General features: G+C 72.5%; 16 protein-coding genes. 7 read left to right on the forward strand and 9 right to left on the reverse strand.

The genetic code is table 11. From position 1 onward, the window contains the following. Positions 1-57: 57 nt before the first annotated feature. Entirely contained in the window at positions 58-702 is a 645-nt protein-coding gene (locus AB0I49_RS20685) for a TetR family transcriptional regulator (protein WP_363228618.1), read from the reverse strand. A 151-nt stretch (positions 703-853) separates the two neighbouring features. Here AB0I49_RS20685 and AB0I49_RS20690 point away from each other — a divergent pair, with 151 nt between their 5' ends. Beyond that, positions 854-2,080: an acyl-CoA dehydrogenase family protein gene (locus AB0I49_RS20690; RefSeq protein WP_363228465.1), complete on the forward strand. Its 1,227-nt coding sequence runs from the start codon at positions 854-856 to the stop codon at positions 2,078-2,080. Positions 2,081-2,135: 55 nt separating this feature from the next. Here AB0I49_RS20690 and AB0I49_RS20695 read toward each other — a convergent pair whose 3' ends face one another. Further along, the gene (locus tag AB0I49_RS20695) at positions 2,136-4,361 is read right to left on the reverse strand and encodes a trehalase family glycosidase (RefSeq protein WP_363228466.1); all 2,226 of its coding nucleotides are present in this window, start codon (positions 4,359-4,361) and stop codon (positions 2,136-2,138) included. A gap of 634 nt (positions 4,362-4,995) precedes the next feature. On the opposite strand from AB0I49_RS20695, the gene AB0I49_RS20700 reads away from it, so the two are divergent. The 3 genes from AB0I49_RS20700 to AB0I49_RS20710 all read left to right on the forward strand — a co-directional run bounded on the left by AB0I49_RS20700 (position 4,996) and on the right by AB0I49_RS20710 (position 7,710). Next, positions 4,996-5,853, forward strand: coding sequence for an isocitrate lyase/PEP mutase family protein (locus AB0I49_RS20700; RefSeq protein ID WP_363228467.1), 858 nt, complete (start codon positions 4,996-4,998; stop codon positions 5,851-5,853). A 221-nt stretch (positions 5,854-6,074) separates the two neighbouring features. Further along, a complete protein-coding gene (locus tag AB0I49_RS20705) occupies positions 6,075-7,145 on the forward strand; it encodes a bile acid:sodium symporter family protein (RefSeq protein ID WP_363228468.1) in 1,071 nt (356 codons plus the stop codon). A gap of 64 nt (positions 7,146-7,209) precedes the next feature. Then, complete coding sequence (locus AB0I49_RS20710) at positions 7,210-7,710, forward strand: GNAT family N-acetyltransferase (RefSeq protein ID WP_363228469.1); 501 nt, start codon at positions 7,210-7,212, stop codon at positions 7,708-7,710. A gap of 104 nt (positions 7,711-7,814) precedes the next feature. Here AB0I49_RS20710 and AB0I49_RS20715 read toward each other — a convergent pair whose 3' ends face one another. Both AB0I49_RS20715 and AB0I49_RS20720 read right to left on the reverse strand, forming a co-directional pair. Then, the gene (locus tag AB0I49_RS20715) at positions 7,815-8,030 is read right to left on the reverse strand and encodes a ferredoxin (RefSeq protein WP_363228470.1); all 216 of its coding nucleotides are present in this window, start codon (positions 8,028-8,030) and stop codon (positions 7,815-7,817) included. 3 nt (positions 8,031-8,033) lie between these two features. Continuing rightward, a complete protein-coding gene (locus AB0I49_RS20720; protein ID WP_363228471.1) occupies positions 8,034-9,224 on the reverse strand; it encodes a cytochrome P450 in 1,191 nt (396 codons plus the stop codon). Between the two features lie 138 nt (positions 9,225-9,362). Between AB0I49_RS20720 and AB0I49_RS20725 the strand changes: the two genes are divergently transcribed. Beyond that, positions 9,363-9,947: a TetR family transcriptional regulator gene (locus AB0I49_RS20725; protein WP_363228472.1), complete on the forward strand. Its 585-nt coding sequence runs from the start codon at positions 9,363-9,365 to the stop codon at positions 9,945-9,947. Positions 9,948-9,980: 33 nt separating this feature from the next. Here AB0I49_RS20725 and AB0I49_RS20730 read toward each other — a convergent pair whose 3' ends face one another. From AB0I49_RS20730 to AB0I49_RS20745, 4 genes are all read right to left on the reverse strand, one after another. Beyond that, positions 9,981-10,742: a VOC family protein gene (locus AB0I49_RS20730; protein ID WP_363228473.1), complete on the reverse strand. Its 762-nt coding sequence runs from the start codon at positions 10,740-10,742 to the stop codon at positions 9,981-9,983. A gap of 80 nt (positions 10,743-10,822) precedes the next feature. Then, a complete protein-coding gene (locus AB0I49_RS20735) occupies positions 10,823-12,943 on the reverse strand; it encodes a xanthine dehydrogenase family protein molybdopterin-binding subunit (protein ID WP_363228474.1) in 2,121 nt (706 codons plus the stop codon). An 11-nt stretch (positions 12,944-12,954) separates the two neighbouring features. Then, the gene (locus AB0I49_RS20740; protein WP_363228475.1) at positions 12,955-13,977 is read right to left on the reverse strand and encodes a xanthine dehydrogenase family protein subunit M; all 1,023 of its coding nucleotides are present in this window, start codon (positions 13,975-13,977) and stop codon (positions 12,955-12,957) included. Continuing rightward, positions 13,974-14,528 (reverse strand): 2Fe-2S iron-sulfur cluster-binding protein, encoded by a 555-nt coding sequence (locus AB0I49_RS20745; RefSeq protein WP_363228476.1) that lies wholly within the window; start codon positions 14,526-14,528, stop codon positions 13,974-13,976. Before AB0I49_RS20745 ends, AB0I49_RS20740 begins: the two co-directional genes overlap by 4 nt. A 183-nt stretch (positions 14,529-14,711) precedes the next feature. Between AB0I49_RS20745 and AB0I49_RS20750 the strand changes: the two genes are divergently transcribed. Further along, positions 14,712-15,191 carry a MarR family winged helix-turn-helix transcriptional regulator gene (locus AB0I49_RS20750; RefSeq protein ID WP_363228477.1) on the forward strand — a complete coding sequence of 160 codons (480 nt, stop codon included), beginning with the start codon at positions 14,712-14,714 and terminating at the stop codon, positions 15,189-15,191. Positions 15,192-15,257: 66 nt separating this feature from the next. Here the strand turns inward: AB0I49_RS20750 and AB0I49_RS20755 are convergent, their stop codons facing one another. After that, positions 15,258-16,484 carry a PTS transporter subunit EIIC gene (locus AB0I49_RS20755; protein WP_363228478.1) on the reverse strand — a complete coding sequence of 409 codons (1,227 nt, stop codon included), beginning with the start codon at positions 16,482-16,484 and terminating at the stop codon, positions 15,258-15,260. 394 nt (positions 16,485-16,878) lie between these two features. Between AB0I49_RS20755 and AB0I49_RS20760 the strand changes: the two genes are divergently transcribed. Further along, a complete protein-coding gene (locus AB0I49_RS20760; RefSeq protein ID WP_363228479.1) occupies positions 16,879-17,244 on the forward strand; it encodes a hypothetical protein in 366 nt (121 codons plus the stop codon). Positions 17,245-17,410: the final 166 nt, after the last annotated feature.

Genomic DNA, 17,410 nt, shown 5'->3' on the forward strand with positions numbered 1-17,410 from the left:
CGCTCAGAGCCTGTGTGCCAGGCGTCGGGCGCCCGGCCAGGAGTATGACGCAGGCTCTCAGAAGCCGGGGCCGTCCAGCCGGTCGCCCGCCGCGGCCAGCCGCCCCCACAGGAGGTCGGCGAGGTGGCGTACCAACTCGGCGCGGGGGAACGGGCGCTCGCGCAGCCACCAGTCGCCCGCCGCGTGCATCATGCCGACGATGCCGTGGCCCCAGGCCCGCGCCAGCTGCTCGCCGCCCGGACCGAGGTCGACCCGCTCGGCTATCACCTGGGCCAGCTCCTCGCCGAGCCGTCGCAGCAGCGGCGCGGAGTGCCGGCCGACGTCGAACCCCTGCTCCGAGGACTGCTCCTCGTCGGCGGGGTGCATCAGGAAGCGGTACACCTGGGGCCGGGTCTCGATGGCCACCAGGTACGTGTCCAGCGTCGCCTCGACGCGGTCGCGGCGGGGGACGGGGGAGTCGAGGGCCGCGCGCAACCCGTCCAGCAGGGCGTCGGTGTGGCGCACGGCGAGCGCGCGGTAGAGCCCGCCCTTGTCGCCGAAGTGCCGGTACAGGATCGGTTTGGTGATCCCCGCCTCGGCGGCGATGGCGTTCATCGACGCCCCCGGCCCGTCCCGCATCACCACCCGGTCCGCGGCCTCCAGCAGCTCCTTGCGCCGCGCCTGTGCGGCTCGCTGCTGATCTTCGCGCTGACTGGTCTCCACCATGTGTGCCTCCCCGCCCCCGTGACTCTTGACGCATGCGCAACGTAACACCCGGTCCACTCAGCGGATCGGGGCGGCATCCGAGGTTGACAGCCCTTACTGGCGAGTAACACACTCTTGTTACCGCTAGTAACAAATGCTTGGAGGGGTCATGGCCGAGTTCACCATGGAGCTGAACGAGGACCAGAGGGAGGTGCGCGACTGGATCCACGGCTTCGCCGCCGAGGTGATGCGCCCCGCGGCGGCCGAATGGGACGAGCGCGAGGAGACCCCCTGGCCCGTCATCCAGGAGGCGGCCAAGATCGGCATCTACTCGCTCGACTTCTACGCCCAGCAGTTCTTCGACCCCACCGGGCTCGGCATCCCCATGGCCATGGAGGAGCTCTTCTGGGGCGACGCGGGCATCGGCCTGTCCATCGTCGGCACCGGCCTCGCCGCCGTCGGCGTCCTCGCCAACGGCACCGAGGAGCAGATCGGCACCTGGATCCCCCAGATGTACGGCGACGCCGACGACGTCAAGGTCGCCGCCTTCTGCTCCTCCGAGCCCGACGCCGGCTCCGACGTCGCCGCGATGCGCACCCGCGCCGTCTACGACGCGGCCAAGGACGAATGGGTGCTCAACGGCACCAAGACGTGGGCGACCAACGGGGGCATCGCCAACGTCCACGTCGTCGTCGCCGTCGTCGACCCCGAGCTCGGCTCCAAGGGCCACGCCTCCTTCATCGTCCCGCCGGACACCCCCGGACTCTCCCAGGGCCAGAAGTTCAAGAAGCACGGCATCCGCGCCTCGCACACCGCCGAGGTCGTCCTGGAGGACGTCCGCGTCCCCGGCCACTGCCTGCTCGGCGGGAAGGACAAACTCGACGAGCGCCTCGCCCGCGCCCGCGAGCGCGCGAAGAGCGGCGGCGAACGCGTCAAGAACGCCGCCATGGCCACCTTCGAGGCGTCCCGCCCGGCCGTCGGCGCCATGGCGGTCGGCACCGCCCGCGCCGCCTACGAGGAAGCCCTCGAATACGCCAGGACCCGTACCCAGTTCGGCCGGCCCATCATCGACAACCAGGGCGTCGCCTTCCAACTGGCCGACATGCGGACCCAGATCGACGCGGCCCGGCTCCTGGTCTGGCGCGCCTCCTGGATGGCCGCCACCGGCAAACCCTTCACCTCCGCCGAGGGCTCCATGTCGAAGCTCTACGCCAGCGAGACCGCCAAGAAGGTCACCGCCCAGGCCGTCCAGATCCTCGGCGGCAACGGCTTCACCCGCGAGTACCCGGTCGAGCGCATGCACCGGGACGCCGCCATCTACACCATCTTCGAAGGCACCAGCGAGATCCAGCGCCTGGTCATCGCCCGCACCGTCTCGGGCATGCCGATCCGCTGAGCACGCACCGCGGAACACGCGCGCCCCGGCCGGAACCGGCCGGGGCGCGCCGCCGTCACCGGCGCAGCAGCTCCAGGACCGCCGCCGCCGACCACGAGAAGTTCGAGGAGTTGCGGCCCACGCCGGTCAGCGGGTGGTAGTTCTCGTGAATCGGCCCGTCGCCCAGCAGGCCGCGGGCGTGGAAGAGCAGATGCTCCGTGGTGGCCCCCGCGTCCCGGTGGTAGCCGTACTCGCGCAGACCGAGGATCGCGAAGTACGCCTGGTCCAGCCAGACCAGCCCGCGCCAGTACCCGGTCGGGTCGAACTTCGGGTTGTTCCGCGCCACCGTCGGCAGCGGCATATGGGTCGCGAACTGCGCCGGGTCGACGAGCGCGGCCCGGACCGACGCCGCCTGCCGGCCCGTCGCGACGCCCGCCCACAGCGGGATGGCGCCCTCGATGCCCTTGCCCGCCTTGGTGAGCGGCCCGCGGCCGTCCGTGCCGTAGTCGTGGAAGAAGCCGTCGGCCGGGTCGTACATGCGCTCCTGGATCCGGCGCTTGAGCCGGTCCGCCTGCCGGTGCCAGTCCGCCGACTCCGCGTGCCGCCCGAGGGCGTTCGCGGCCCGCGCCAGATAGCGCTTCTCCGCGTACAGATAGGCGTTGAGGTCCACCGACTCCTGCGCCAGCGAGTAGCCGACCGTACGTCCCCGGCGGTCGGTGTTGGTGTCGACGCCCGCGCCGTCGAAGCGGGGCGCGTTGTCCATCCCGCTCTCCCAGGCCGCGGCCAGCCTGCGCTCCTTGGTGCTGTCGTTGGCCGGGTCGACGGTGGCCCCGTACTCCGCCAGGCCGTTGTGGTCGTGGTCCCGGTTCCGGTACCACCACGCGTGATACGCCGTCAGCTTCGGATACATCCGGCGCAGGAACTCCCGGTCCCCGCCGCGCTCGTACACCAGCCAGACCGCCCAAGCGGCCAGCGGCGGCTTGGAGTTGCGCTCGTTCCAGTTCTGACCGCCGGTGCCGGCCTTGTTGTAGAACACCGCGTCCGGGACCATCCCGGCGTCCTGCGGGCGGTCCTCGGAGGATGCCGTGATCTGGTAGTCGAACATCGACTCGATGGCGGAGGCGGCGAGCCGGGGCGCGAACAGCGCCGTCGAGGCGGCCTCCTTCCACGAGTCCCACGCCCAGAAGCCGCCGGCGAAGTCCTTGTTGGTGAGCGAGGGCGTGATGCCGTCCGAGCGCAGCGCGCCGGCCGGGCTGCGCCAGTTGGTCACCAGGGTCTGCACCGCCTTGGCCGCTGTGCGGCGGCGGTCCGGCGTCACGCCGTGCAGCGCGCGGGACAGGTACTCCCGCCAGCGCTCGTCCCCGCGGGCCGCGACCCGGTCCGGGTGCGTGAGCGCCTCCCGTACGGCCTGCCGGTCCTTGCGGCGCTCGGCCTCGGTGAACGTGTACGACTCGCTCCACACGAACGTCGCCGTCCTGCCCGGCCGTACGGTCACCGGCTCGCGCGCGACGGTGCGGTACCCGTCGCCGTGGACCGAGGTGTGCACCGCCCCGGCGTGCTCGACCTCGAACCGGGCCGCGTTGGTGGTGAGGTAGTCCGTGTACGAGCGGACCCGCGCGAAGCCGACCGCCACGCCTGTACGGGTCGCCCGCAGCCGGGGCGCGCTGCGGATCGGCTCCTCGGTGTGCCGCAGCAGCGTCCCGGACCAGGAGGCCCGCAGCGTGCGGGCCCGTCCGCCGGTGTTGTGCACCTTCGCCTCGACGAACGCCGTGCGGTTGCTGGCGTAACGCAGCGTCAGGGTGATCCGCAACCCGTCGACGTGGAACGACTGGAGGAGGAGGCCGGGCGCGGACTCCACGGTGGGGGAGCGGTCGTCGGACAGCGCGACGGTCCGGTGCGAGCGCGTGTCGAGGAGGGCGAACCGGGAGAACGACCGGCTGAGGTACCAGGGGTACTCCTCCGCCATGTACAGGGGGCCGCTGAATCCGCCGAGTGCGTCGTGGTCGGAGGGGGAGGGGATGCCGTACGCGTGCCAGGCGCCCAGGTCCGCGAAGACGTTGAGCGGGTTGTCGCCCGGCGGCTCGGCGGTCGCCGGCAGTCCGCGCAGGTCGAGGAGGTCGTGGAGGCCGTGCCGGAACTCGGTGGTCCGCGGTTCCGCGCCGGGTGCGGGCTGGGGATGCGCCGTCTGCTGGTTCTCCGCCTGCTGGTTCTCCGCCGCGAGCGCCGGCGCGGCCGGCAGCAGCGCGGCCCCCAGAGGTACGAGCGACGACGCGGCGAACCGCCTGCGGGATAGGTCCGACATGGGAATCCTCACGTGAGAGGGGGTCTGGCAGGGCAGACCCTAACTCCGGAGAGGCGTTACTTTAAGCCCTTGACTCCCAAGGTCTTCTTGGTTCACTCCAGTGACATAAGGGAACATTCCGGACCCGCCTGAACCGGTCGCATCGGCCGCCCCGCCGCGCCGTTCGCAGTGTCCCGATCGGCTCGCCGCGTTTACACGCAATTTCACTGGGCGTCAGATGCGCGCATGCCGCCGTTTCTTATTCAACATTCCACGGGGCCATTCCGTGCGGCCCTGCGGAGACGTCACATGGCGGCCGTTCGCCGTCAAGAGGATCTTTTGCGAACAAGACTCGAACAAGCCCCAGTCGCCGCGCGCCGCTGAACTGGGCGTACCGAACATGTGTCGCCTTTGTCCGCCGAGGAGTTGGGGGAGATCTTTCCCTGCGCGCCGAAGATCGGCGCAAAGATGCCTCTCATCAGGCGACTTTACTATCGTCATGTTGTCGCATGACCATTCCTTGGTTTAACTGTGGGTGAGGGGTCGTCAGCGGCCCGTGTGGGCCACGAGTGCCACCCCTCATGACCGGCCGCCTGTGCTCGGCGGGCCGCCGCCGGTGGAACTGCATCGACGCGACCAACGCTGGAGGGTTTCCATGGAATATCCGAATCGGCTCCGTGACGCCATTGCCCAAGAAGAGACGACGCCACTGATCGGCGTATTCGACATGTTCTCCGCCTCCGTGGCGGCCCAGCACTACGACGGCATGTTCGTCTCCGGATTCGGATTCGCCGCGTCGCACTACGGGCTGCCGGACATCGGATTCATCGCGTGGCCCGATATCGTCGCCTTCGTCCAGCGGCTGCGGCTCGCCTTCCCCCGGCAGCACCTGCTCGTCGACATCGACGACGGCTACGTCGACCCGGAGACGGCCTGCCACGTCGTCCAGCACCTGGAGGCGATTGGCGCCTCCGGCGTGATCCTTGAGGACCAGCAGCGACCCCGGCGCTGCGGCCACGTCGACGGTAAGCAGGTACTCCCGCTGGAGGCGTACCTCGAGAAGCTGGAGATGGTCCTCTCCGCCCGCCGCGACCTGGTGGTCGTCGCCCGTACGGACGCCACGGAAGAGGGCGAGATACTGCGCCGCGCCGAAGCCCTGGCCGCCACGGACGCCGACGTGATCCTGGTCGACGGGGTGCGCAGCGTCGACTGGATCCGCAAGGTCCGCGAGGTCATCGGCGACAAGCCGCTGCTGTTCAACCAGATAGCGGGCGGCAAGTCGCCGCGGCTCTCGCTGCCCGAGCTCAGCGAGCTCGGCGTCGACGTGGCGATCTACAGCACGCCGTGCCTGTTCGCGGCCCAGACCGCCATCGACCAGGCGCTCTCGGAGCTGAAGAAGGCCGAGGGGCGGCTGCCGCAGTTCACCGCGGAGAGCGTCGGGGTCGCCGAGTCGCTGGCCCTGCTGGAGCGGAACATCAGCAGGAACCACGCCCCGGCCGGCGCCGCGCTCTGATCCGGCGCGGGCCCGTGCGGCCCGCGGCCATCGCGAAAAGGGAGGCCCCGGTCCGCGCGACCGGGGCCTCCCCCCTGCCCCGCGCCCGTACGCGGCCCGCCCGGTGAGCCGCCCGGCGTACGGGCCGGACCGCCGCGCTCCGGGCCGTGCCGCGCTGTCCGGGAGCCGCCGCCTCCCGCACCGCCCCCGGCGGCCCATCAGGAAGGAAGAGGAACCCCCGAATGCCGCTGTCGCTCCTATCCCGCAGGCTGCGCGCCCTGGCGCGCGGCCGCGTCGACTGGTACATCGTCGCGCTGCTCGCCACGGTCGGCCTGGCCGCGCTGCTGCCCGCCGACGGCGCCCCCGCCGAGGCCCTCGGCGTCGCCACCAAGATCGCCGTGGGACTGCTGTTCTTCCTCTACGGCGTCCGGCTCTCGCCGCGGGCGGCGCTGGGCGGGCTCGGCCACTGGCGGCTGCACCTGCCCATCCTGCTCTGCACCTTCGCGCTCTTCCCGCTGCTGGGCCTCGCCCTCCGGCAGCTCCCCGAGTCCGTGCTGGGCGCGGAACAGGCCACCGGCATCCTCTTCCTGTGCCTGCTGCCCTCCACGGTGCAGTCCTCCGTCGCCCTCACCTCGATGGCGCGCGGCAACGTGGCCGCCGCCATCTGCTCGGCCTCCTTCTCCACCCTCCTCGGCGTGGTCCTCACCCCGCTGCTCGCCGCCCTGCTGCTGAGCGGCGGCGCGAGCGGCGCCGTCCCCTTCTCCCTGGGGCAGATCACCGACATCGTGGTGCAGCTCCTGCTGCCCTTCCTGGCCGGGCAGTTGGCCCGCCCGCTGCTCGTGGACCTGGTCACCCGGCACCGCATGCTGACCCTGGTGTGCGACCGCGGCTCGATCCTGCTCGTCGTGTACGCCGCGTTCAGCAAGGGGATGACGGCCGGCATCTGGCAGCGCACCTCCGTGGGGCGGCTGCTCGTCCTCCTCGCCCTGTGCGGGGCGCTGCTGGCGCTGATACTGACGGTCGCCGCGAAGGGGGCGCGGCTGCTGGGCTTCGAGCGGGAGGACCGGGTGACCGCGGTCTTCTGCGCCTCGACCAAGAGCCTCGCCAGCGGCCTGCCGATCGCCACCGTGCTCTTCGCGGGCGACGAAGTCGGCCTGGTGATCCTGCCGTTGATGCTCTACCACACGCTGCAGCTGATGGTCTGCACGGCCCTGGCCCGCCGCCTCGCCCGCCGCGCCCCCGACCACCCGGCGGAACCGCGGGCGGTCCCGAGGGACGCCGCCGCCCGTACGGATGTGGCGCCGGGCGCCTGACGCCCGTACGGACGGGGCTCCAGGGGCCCTGGGGACCGCCGCGGGCGGCTGGCAGCATGGCGGCATGTCGACAGAACACGTGGTCACGTACCTGGAGATGACCGAGCGCGCCCAACTGCGCCCCGCACGGCCCGCCGAGGGGGTCGCGCTGGAGGAGACGCCGGCCGGCTCCGAGGCGCTGGTCGAGACGCAGGCCGCGGTGGGCGCGCCGCACCAATGGTCCGGCGGGTGGCGCGCCCGACGCCACGACGAGCGGATGCGGCACTGGCTGATACGGGTGGACGGCGAGGTCGCGGGCGTGCTGAGCGTGCGCGGGGCGGCGGGCGGCGAGGTGGAGATCGACACGTTCGGCCTGCTGCCGCGCTATGTCGGGCGGGGGTACGGCGGGCACGCCCTGACGCTCGCCGTCCGGCAGGCGTGGGACCAGCCGCCGCTGGACGCCCCCGCGGTGCGCCGGGTCTGGCTGCACACCTCGACCCGCGACCACCCGCACGCGCTGCGCAACTACGAGCGCCGCGGCTTCCAGCGCTACGCGAGCGAACGGGAGGCGCCGAGGCCCGACTGAGCCGTTCCGCCGGGAGCGGCGGACCCCGACCCGTGGAATGGCGGGGCGGCCCGTACCCGGTACAGGCCGCCCCACCGGGCGCGCTGCGGCTAATCGCGCTGCGGCTAATCGCGCGGCGCGAGGACCTCCGTCCCCTCCGTGATGGTGATCGCCAGCGCCGGGCAGGAGTCCGCGACGTCCAGCGCGCCCTCCTGCGGCTCTATGTCCTCCTGGACCGCGCGGGCCCGCTCGCCTTCCAGCCGGAACAGCTCAGGCGCGGTCCCCGCGCAGATCCCCGAACCGATGCACACGCTCCGGTCCACGTCGATGTGCCAGGTCATCGCTCACCACCCCACCGGCATCGAGCGCGGTCCGCGCACCAGCATTTCCGTCTTCCACACGATGTCCCCGGCGAGGTGCAGTCCGGGCATCCGCAGGATCAGGGCCCGCAGCGCCTCCTGGAGTTCGAGCCGGGCCAGCGGCGCGCCCAGGCAGTGGTGCGCGCCGTGGCCGAACCCGAGGTGGCCGTTGCTCTCCCGCCGCACGTCGAGCGTGCCGGCCTCGGTGAAGCGCAGCGCGTCCCGGTTGGCCGCGCCGACGGCCACCACGACGGGCTCCCCGGCGCGTACCAGCGTGCCGCCCACCTCGATGTCCTCGGTGGCGTACCGGGCCTGGCTGGCGCCGATGCCCAGCGGCACGAAGCGCAGCAGCTCCTCGACGGCGGCGGGGATGAGGTCCGGGTCCTCGCGCAGCAGGGCGAGCTGCTCGGGGTGGTCGAGCAGGGTGTAGACGAAGTTGGGGATCTGCGAGGCGGTGGTCTCGTGCCCGGCCACCAGGATGCCGACGCAGAGATCGACCAGCTCCAGCTCGGAGAGCCGGTCGCCCACGTCGCGCGCCTCGATCAGGGAGGTCATCAGGTCGTCGGCCGGGTGGACGCGGTGCTGGTCGATCAACCCCCGCATGTAGTCGCGCAGTTCCTCCCGGCTGGCGTGGAACTCGTCGGCCGTCAGGGAGCTCGTGGACAGCGCGTTGTCGCTCCAGACCCGGAAGCGCGGGCGGTCCTCGGTGGGCACCCCGAGCATGCGGCAGATGACGCCGACGGGGATCGGCAGCGCGTAGTCCTCGACGAGGTCGGCGGGCTGCCCGGCCGCGATCATGTCGTCGATCAGGCCCTCGGCGAGCGCCCGCACGTCCGTCCGCAACTTCTCGACCTGATGCACCGTGAACGCCTTGGCCGAGAGCTTGCGGAGCCGGGTGTGGTCGGGCGGGTCCATGCTGAGGATGCCGGTGGTGGTCTGGGCCTCGGACTGCCGCGGCTCGTCGTGGTTCGCGGCGTCGGCGCGGCTGAACCGGCGGTCGCCGAGTACGAGCCGGGCGTCGGCGTAGCGGGTCGCCAGCCACGCGGGATCGCCGTACGGCAGGCGGACCCGCAGCAGCCCTTCCCGGCTGCGCGCGTCCTCGTAGAGATCCGAGAGCGTCAGCGCGGTCGCTTCGTTGAACGGATAAGCCGCGGGTTCGATGTCGGTGGCGGTCACCTGTGCCCCTTCCGTCTTCCGTTGTAAGCCGTTGTAAGCACGTGCTTACATACCGTAGGTCCGGCGGCGGGAGCGGTCAACGGCCCGTCAGTTCAAAACCGGGCTATGCTGACGGCCATTTCTCGGGAGGCTCGCGGGATGACGGAAGACCGGCCGGAGCGCAGACGGGACGCCGAGGCGACCAGGCGAGCGCTCATCGACGCGGCGACCGCGCTGTTCACCGAACGGGGCTACGAACGCACCACGGTGCGCGACATCGCCGCCCGCGCGGGCTTCAACCAGGCCCTGCTCTTCCGCTACTTCGGCTCCAAGAAGGCCCTCTTCAGCGAGGTGGTGACCCGTCAGGGGTGGCGGCAGGTGCGCGACACCCCGCCGGAACGGCTGCTGGAAGTCGCGCTGCGCGGCCTCCTCGAACCCGGCGAGGGCCACCGCGACCGGACATTGGAGGTGTATCTGCGCTCCACCGGCACCGGCGAGGCGCGCAGCGAGACCCGCCTCCTCCTCGGCCGGGAGTACACGAGCGTCCTCGCCACCCTCACCGACGCCGACGACGCCGAGCTGCGCTCCGATCTCATCCTCGCCTGGCTGCTCGGCATCGGGCTCACCCGCAGCGTGATCGGCAAGGACCCGATCGCGAGCGCCGACCCCGAGGACGTCTGCCGCCTCATGCTTCAGGCGTCCCGCACGCTCCTGGAGAAGCTCCCCGACGGCGACGCGACGTGATCAACCGTCAGAAAGCCACCGCTGGAAGGCTTTTCAGGGTGCTCCGCTGATCACGGAGAACAGCGCGCCGTCCGGATCGCGCAGCCCGGCCACCCGCCCGTGCATGGACTCCTGAGGCGCGTCCATCAGCTCGCCGCCCAGCTTCTCCGCCCTGCGCACCGTCTCGTCGACGTCCGCCACGGGGAAGAAGACATGCCACCGGGGCCGGATCCGGGGGTCCACCGCCGCCTCGGTGCCGCCGCCGTGCAGGGCCGCGACGCTGCGCCCGTCGACGTGCAGCACCACATGGTCGTACTCCCAGCGCACCTCGTAGCGGGCCGGGTCCCGGTCGTCCCAGCCGAAGACGTTGCCGTAGAAGATCGCCGCGTCGAAGGCGTCCCGCGTCCGCAACTCCGTCCAGGCCGAGGCCACCCCCGACCGCAGGGAGCTCCCCGCGCTGCCGGTCGCCTCCCAGATGCCGAACGCCGCCCCGGCCGGGTCGGCGACCAGCGCGATCCGCCCCGCCTCGAACTCCAGCGGGCCCACCGCCACCGTCCCGCCGCGCTCACGGATCGACGCGGCGGTCTCATTCGCGTTCTCCGTGCCGAAATACGTCGTCCACGTCACCGGGTACTCCCAGTCGCGGGCCACCTCGCCCACGCCCGCGACCTCCGTGTCCCCGGCGAAGGCCCGCAGATAGCGACCCCACGGCTCGGGCCCCGTCACAAACCGCCACCCGAGCAGCGGACCGTAGAAGTCCGCCGCCCCGTCGAGACTCCGCGCCATCAGGCTGACCCAGCACGGGGCGCCTGTCATACACCCAGCCGTCACACCGGACACCTCATATCTTTCCGCCCAAAGGGCGCATTCAGTCTATGCCCGCCGCCCCCGCGCGCTCAGGCGAAGCGGCCGAGACCGGCGAGGATTCTGTCCGGATGCAGCGGCAGCTCACGGAACCGGACGCCCGTCGCGTGGTACACGGCGTTGCCGATGGCCGCCGCCGTCCCCACGATGCCGATCTCGCCGATCCCCTTGCTGCCCATCGGGTTCAGCCGCCCGTCGTCCTCGTCGAGCCAGTGCGCCTCGATCCGCGGCAGGTCCGCGCAAGCGGGCACATGGTACGAAGCCAGATCGCGCTCGGCGAAGTCCCCGAAAACCGGGTCCATCGTGCTCCCCTCCAGCAGCGCCATCCCCAGCCCCATCGTCATCGCGCCGATGAACTGCCCGCGCGCCGTACGGGAGTTGAGGATCCGGCCCGCCGCGAAGACGCCCAGCAGCCGGCGCACCCGCGTCTCCCCGGTGTCGACGTCGACCTGCACCTCGGCGAACTGTGCCCCGAAAGAGTGCTTCGCGTACGGGGACGCCGCCTCCTTCTCCATCTCCGCCGCCGTGTCCGCCGCCGCGACGAGCCCCGCCGCCGGGACCTCGCCCCCGTGCTCGTCCAGCCGCGCCCGCAGCGCACGGCACGCCTTGTCCACCGCCCACCCCCAGGACGCCGTGCCGGACGAGCCCCCGGCGAGCGGCGCGGCCGGCAGCGCGGTACTGCCGATGTCGATGCCCACCCGGTCCAAGGGCGCCCCGAGCGCGTCGGCCGCGATCTGCGCCAGCACCGTACGGGCGCCCGTACCGATGTCCGTGGCGTTGACGCGGACCCGGAAGAGGCCGCCCGGCTCGGTCCGCGCCTCGGCCCGCGAGGCCATCATCAGCACCGGATACGTGGACGACGCGACGCCGCTCCCGATCAGCAGCCGCCCCTCCCGCCGGGACCGGGGGCGCGGATCGCGCTCGTACCAGCCGAACCGCCGCGCCCCGTCGTGCAGCGCCCCGACGAGGTGCCGGCTGCTGAACGGCTTCCCGGTGTCGGGCTCCACGGCCGGCTCGTTGCGGACCCGCAGCTCCACCGGGTCCAGCCCGGCCCGCTCGGCGAGCTCGTCCATGGCCGACTCCAGCGCGTACATGCCCGACGCCTCGCCCGGCGCCCGCATCCACGACGGGCTCGGCACGTCCAGCGCCGCGACCCGGTGCGTGGTGCGGCTGTTCGGCGAGGTGTACATGACGCGCGCCGGGACCGCGGCCTGCTCCACGAACTCCTTGACGGTGGAGGTCTGCGTGACGACCTCCTGCGCGAGCGCGGTGATCACCCCGTCCTCGCCCGCCCCGAGCCGCACCCGCTGGATCGTCGGCGCGCGATGGCCCACGACCGCCGCCAACTGCGCGCGCGGCAGCGCCAGCTTGACCGGGCGCCCGGTGTGCAGCGCCGCCATCGCGGCCAGCACCACCTGGGGCCGCGGCGTGCCCTTGGCGCCGAAACCGCCCCCGACATGCTCCGAGACGACCGTGATCCGCTCCTCGGCCAGCCCGAACAGCGCGGCCAGCGTGCGCTGCACGGTCGTCGCGCCCTGACTGGAATCGTGCACCGCCAGCCGGCCGCCGTCCCACTCGGCCGTCGCGGCGTGCGGCTCCATGGGGTGGTTGTGCAGGCCGGACATCGTGTACGTGGCGTCGACGCGCACCGGAGCGGACCCGTACGAGGCGTCGAAGTCGCCCCGCACCCGGGTCCCCTCGGCCCCGCCGTTGGCCTCCTCGCACGCGTACAGCCCCGGGTGGTCGGCGGTGAGCACGACGTCGTGGTCCCGCGTCTCATAGTCGACGCGGACGGCGGCGGCCATGGCACGCGCCGCCTCCGGGGTGGCGGCGACGGCGAGGGCCACGTACCAGCCGCGGTGCGGCACCTGGTCGTCCTGGAGGACCCACAGGATCGGGTCGTCGCACTCGCCGAGGCGCGGCGCGTTCTCATGCGTGAGGACGGCGACGGCCCCGAGCTCGGCCAGCGCCTCCTCCACGTGCACCGCGGTCACCCTGCCGCAGGGCACGGCGGCGGGCACCGGCCAGGCGTACACGGTGCCCGCCGGGGTGTGCTCGGCCGCGTACCGGGCGGTGCCGGTGACCTTCTCCATGCCCTCCAGCCGGCCGACCGGCGCGCCGAGGGCCTGACCTGCGCTATGCGTACGAACCATCCCAACGCTCCTCAACTGCCGGTGTACGGGCCGGGGGACCGGGGATCGGAGGCCGCCTCGCCGGCCAGCCCCGCGAGCACTCGGACCGCCAGATTGCGAGCGAGCTCCACCTTGAACGCGTTGTCCCGCAGCGGCTCGGCCGCCGACAGCTCGGCGTCGGCCGCCCGGCCGAAGGACTCCTCCGTGGCCTCCGCGCCCAGCAGCGCCTCTTCGGCCGTGCGGGCGCGCCACGGCTTGTGCGCCAGCCCGCCGAAGGCCAGGCGCGCGGCGCGGACCGTACCGCCCCGCACATCCAGGGCGGCGGCGACGGAGACGAGGGCGAAGGCGTACGAGGCGCGGTCGCGGGCCTTGCGGTAGGCGGAGCGCCCCGGGGCGGGGGCGGGCAGCTCCACGGTGGTGATCAGTTCGCCGTGGCCGATGACGGTGTCCTGCTCCGGCCGGTCGCCGGGCAGCCGGTGGAAGTCCGTCACGGGCACCGCCCGTTCGCCGTCGGGGCCGCGCAGCCGGACGACGGCGTCCAGGGCGGCGAGGGCGACGGCCATGTCCGAGGGGTGCGTGGCGACGCAGTGCGCGGAGTGGCCGAGCACCGCCAGATCCCGGTGCACCCCTTCGCGGGCGGGGCAGCCGGTGCCGGGCTCCCGCTTGTTGCACGGTTTGCCGACGTCCTGGAAGTAGAGGCAGCGCGTGCGCTGGAGCAGGTTCCCGCCGGTGGTCGCCGCGTTGCGGAGCTGGCCCGAGGCCCCGGCCAGCAGGGCCTGGGACAGCACGGGGTACCGGGCGCGGACGAGCGGGTGCGCCGCGAGGTCGCTGTTGCGGACGTTCGCGCCGATCGACAGGCCGCCGTCCGGGGTCCGCGCCACGTCGGTCAGCGGCAGCCCGGAGACGTCGACGAGCAGCCCCGGCGCCGCCACGCCGAGCTTCATCAGGTCGACCAGGTTCGTACCGCCCCCGAGGTAGCTGCCCGCGGGGTCGGCGGCGACGGCGGCGATGGCGGTGTCGACGTCGCTGGGGCGCACGTAGGAGAAGGACTTCACCCGGCCACGTCCTCGATGGCGGCGACGATATTGGCGTACGCGCCGCAGCGGCACAGGTTGCCGCTCATGCGCTCGCGGATCTCCTCGGGGGTGAGCGGCACCGGCTCCGGGGCGGCCTCCGAGCCGCCATGGGGCACGGGCGTCACGTGCGAGGGGTGGCCGTGCGCGGCCTCGGCGAGGACGCCGACGGCGGAGCAGATCTGTCCCGGTGTGCAGTAGCCGCACTGGAAGCCGTCCCGGTCGAGGAACGCCCGCTGCACCGGATGCGGGTTCTCCCCGTCGGCCAGCCCCTCCACCGTGGTGATCTCCGCGCCGTCACAGGAGACCGCGAGTTTCAGGCAGCTGTTGGTGCGGCGGCCCTCGATGAGCACCGTGCAGGCGCCGCACTGCCCGTGGTCGCAGCCCTTCTTCGAACCGGTCAGGCGGAGGTGTTCGCGCAGCGCGTCGAGCACCGTCGTGCGGTTGTCCAGGGTCAACCGGTGCGGGACGCCGTTGACATGGAGGGTGACCGCGGAGACGGCCGGGGGATGCTGCGCGGTGTGCGGTACCACGTGCCACACCTTTCACTGGAAGCCCCCCTCGGCACCGTGGTCGGGTCCCCCGCCTCGGGGCGGATGAAACCCACCTGTTGCGCTCTCCACTCGTTCGGCGCAGGAGCCGTCGGGGCCGTCGTGCGGCGACGCGGTTCCCGGACCGGCCGAGGGCGCCGCCGAGGGCCGTGTTTAGGTGTGGTCATGGCTGAGACGACACCTCCCGACACGGGCGCGGACACGCCGCCCACAGCTCTTTCGGCCGCTCCTGGGTATCAGGTGCGGCGGTTGTACCAGGCGTATGTGGCGGCGTGGGTGCGGTTGGTGGATCCGGCGTTGACGGGTCCGCAGTTCGCGGTGTTGACGGCGGTGGGGGCTGCGCCGGGGCGGGATCAGTCGTCGATGGCGTCGGCGGTGGCGCTGGACACGTCGACGATGGCGGATGTGGCGCGGCGGCTGGAGGGGCGGGGGCTGCTGGTGCGGCGCACGGCTCCCGACGACGGACGCCGCAAGCTGCTGTTCCTGACGGAGGCGGGGGAGGAGGCGCTGGCGGAGGCCGACCGGCGGGCCCGGCTGCTCGATGAACGGCTGCTGGAGCCGTACGGGCCCGGCGAGCGGACAGCCCTGCTGGCGGAGCTGACGGCGCTGGCTGACCACTGGGAGGGCCTGACCCGCGACGCGTGACCGGCGGGCACGAGGCGGGCAGGCCGTCGGGGGCGGCTGTTCACCGCCGGGCCGTCGGTACGAGCCTCAGACGCTTTCCTTGACGAGGCCGACGTCCGCGACGGCGGGCGCCGGGCGGGCCGGGACGTGCGCCGGCTCGGCTCCGGCCCGCACCGGGGGAGTCCGTTCGAGGAGGGCGGCGGCGCGGTCGCCGCGCAGCGACGCCAGGGCCGCGGCGAGGCCGACCACCGTGCCCAGGACCAGGCCGGCGGCGTACAGGCCCATCGCGGCGGCGGTGCCGTGGTTGCCGGTCAGCAGCGGCAGCAGCGACCAGCCCGCCTTGCCCTGGGCGACCGCGCCGACCGTGTAGCCGAGCTGGTTGAACGCCCCGAGGAACGCGCCGCCCGCCGCGCCGCCGAGGCAGCCCATCACATAGACGCGGCCGAGGGGGAGGGTGACGGTGTAGTACATGGGCTCGCCGACGCCGAGCAGCGCCGCCGGACCGGTCGCGCGGATGGCATGGCGCAGGGGGTTGCCGCGCCGGGCCCGCAGGTACACGGCGAGCGCGGCGCCGACCTGCCCGGCGCCGGCCATGTCCATGATGGGCAGCAGGGCGGAGGAGCCGTGCTGCTGGATGAGCGTGCTGGTGACGCCGATCAGCGCCTGGTGCAGGCCGGGTATGAAGACCCCGCCGAGGATCGCGCCGCCGACGGCCCCGTTGATGCCGAGCGCCCAGGAGGCGAGCGTCCCGGTCGCCGAGGCGGCCGCACCGCCCAGCGGCATGAGCACGAGAACGGTGGCCAGCCCCGCCGTCAGCACCGTGAGCAGCGGCGTGAACAACTCGTCCACACTGGCCGGCACAACGCGCCGCAGCCGCCGCTCCAGCCAGGCGGTGACCAGGCCGATGGCCAGCGCGGTCAGCGGCCCCCCTTCGTTGTGGCTGGGGGAGACGTGCCCGATGAGCGGCAGGCTGTAGTGGATGGCCGCGACCTTCGGATGCAGCATCACCGCCGCGGTCGCCCCGCCGAGCACGGGCGTACCCCCGAGCGCCCGCGCCGCGCTGTACCCGACGAACACCGACAGCACCGCGGTGAACCCGTTGCTCAGCGGCAGCAGCACGGTGACGATCCCGGCGGCCCACTCCATATGGCCGGTATGGACGAGGTTGGCGAGCAGCCCGGTCAGCCCGGCGAGCAGCCCGCAGCCCGTGAGCGCGGGGATGAGCGGGATGAAGACGCCGCCGACGAGATCGAGGACCCGGCGCGGGAGCCGGGGCGCGGAGGTCGGTGCGGTGACGGCGGGGGAAGGGGACATACAGGCTCCGGCTGTCTCTGGCGACTCTGACGACGCGACGACGATCTGACGACCCAGCGGCCTACTTAGGTAAGCCTTGGCTTATGTCGAGCGAGGGTATCCCATATGCTGTATACACATCGCCGGTACCCCTGCCCGACCTGCGCCGAGGCCCGCCGGCCCTCCGGGAGCGGGGCGCCGGGGAGCCGTTCAGGGCCCTGTGGTGTGCTTCACAGATCCGGCCGAGGATTTTTCGAAGCGGCTTTGAACGCCTCCCGGCGTCGGCGCGTATTTCGCTGTGACCGGAAGACATCCGGAGTCCGGATCGGCATCCGGAACGCCGATCAGGGTGATTTTGCCAGGGGGCGAAATGGCTATGGGAATTTCCTCGCGAGTCAGGCACGGGCGGCGCGCGGTGACATTGCTGGCGGCTGTGGGAATTACCACGGGGCTGGGGTTCGGGCTTTCACCGGCGGCCGGGGCGGTTTCGGGCGGTAATGCGCAAGCGGCCGCGAAGGTGACGGTCCAGGTCACGCAGCAGGGGAATTACACGGCGGCGATCTGCGTCACCGACAACCTGGGCGGGACCTGCCAGTCCGACGTCCGCAAGGGACAGACGAAGACCTTCACCGTGTCACCGGCGAAGGGAACGCCGGTCAATGTGCGAGTCGTCCCCAATGGCGGTGGATCCGCTGAGAAATCCGTTGTGTCGGACAAGGCGAAGCTGAAGTTCGAGACCGCCGGCAGCAAGGCGAAGCCCACCGTGAAGCAGGTTTCCTGACCCGGAATCCGAACGAGTGCGTCGACCGGCCCCGTCGCGTTGCGGCGGGGCTGAGTCATGCCGGGGACGATTGTGCGTCCGGGGGCTTATCCGCCGCTTTCCGTACGGGCGTTAGTGCGGTGTTAGCGGATCGTGAGCGGGCGGGGGGAGAGTGGAGACGTAAGCG

It is taken from the genome of Streptomyces sp. NPDC050617, assembly GCF_040654795.1.
Taxonomy (GTDB): Bacteria; Actinomycetota; Actinomycetes; order Streptomycetales; family Streptomycetaceae; genus Streptomyces.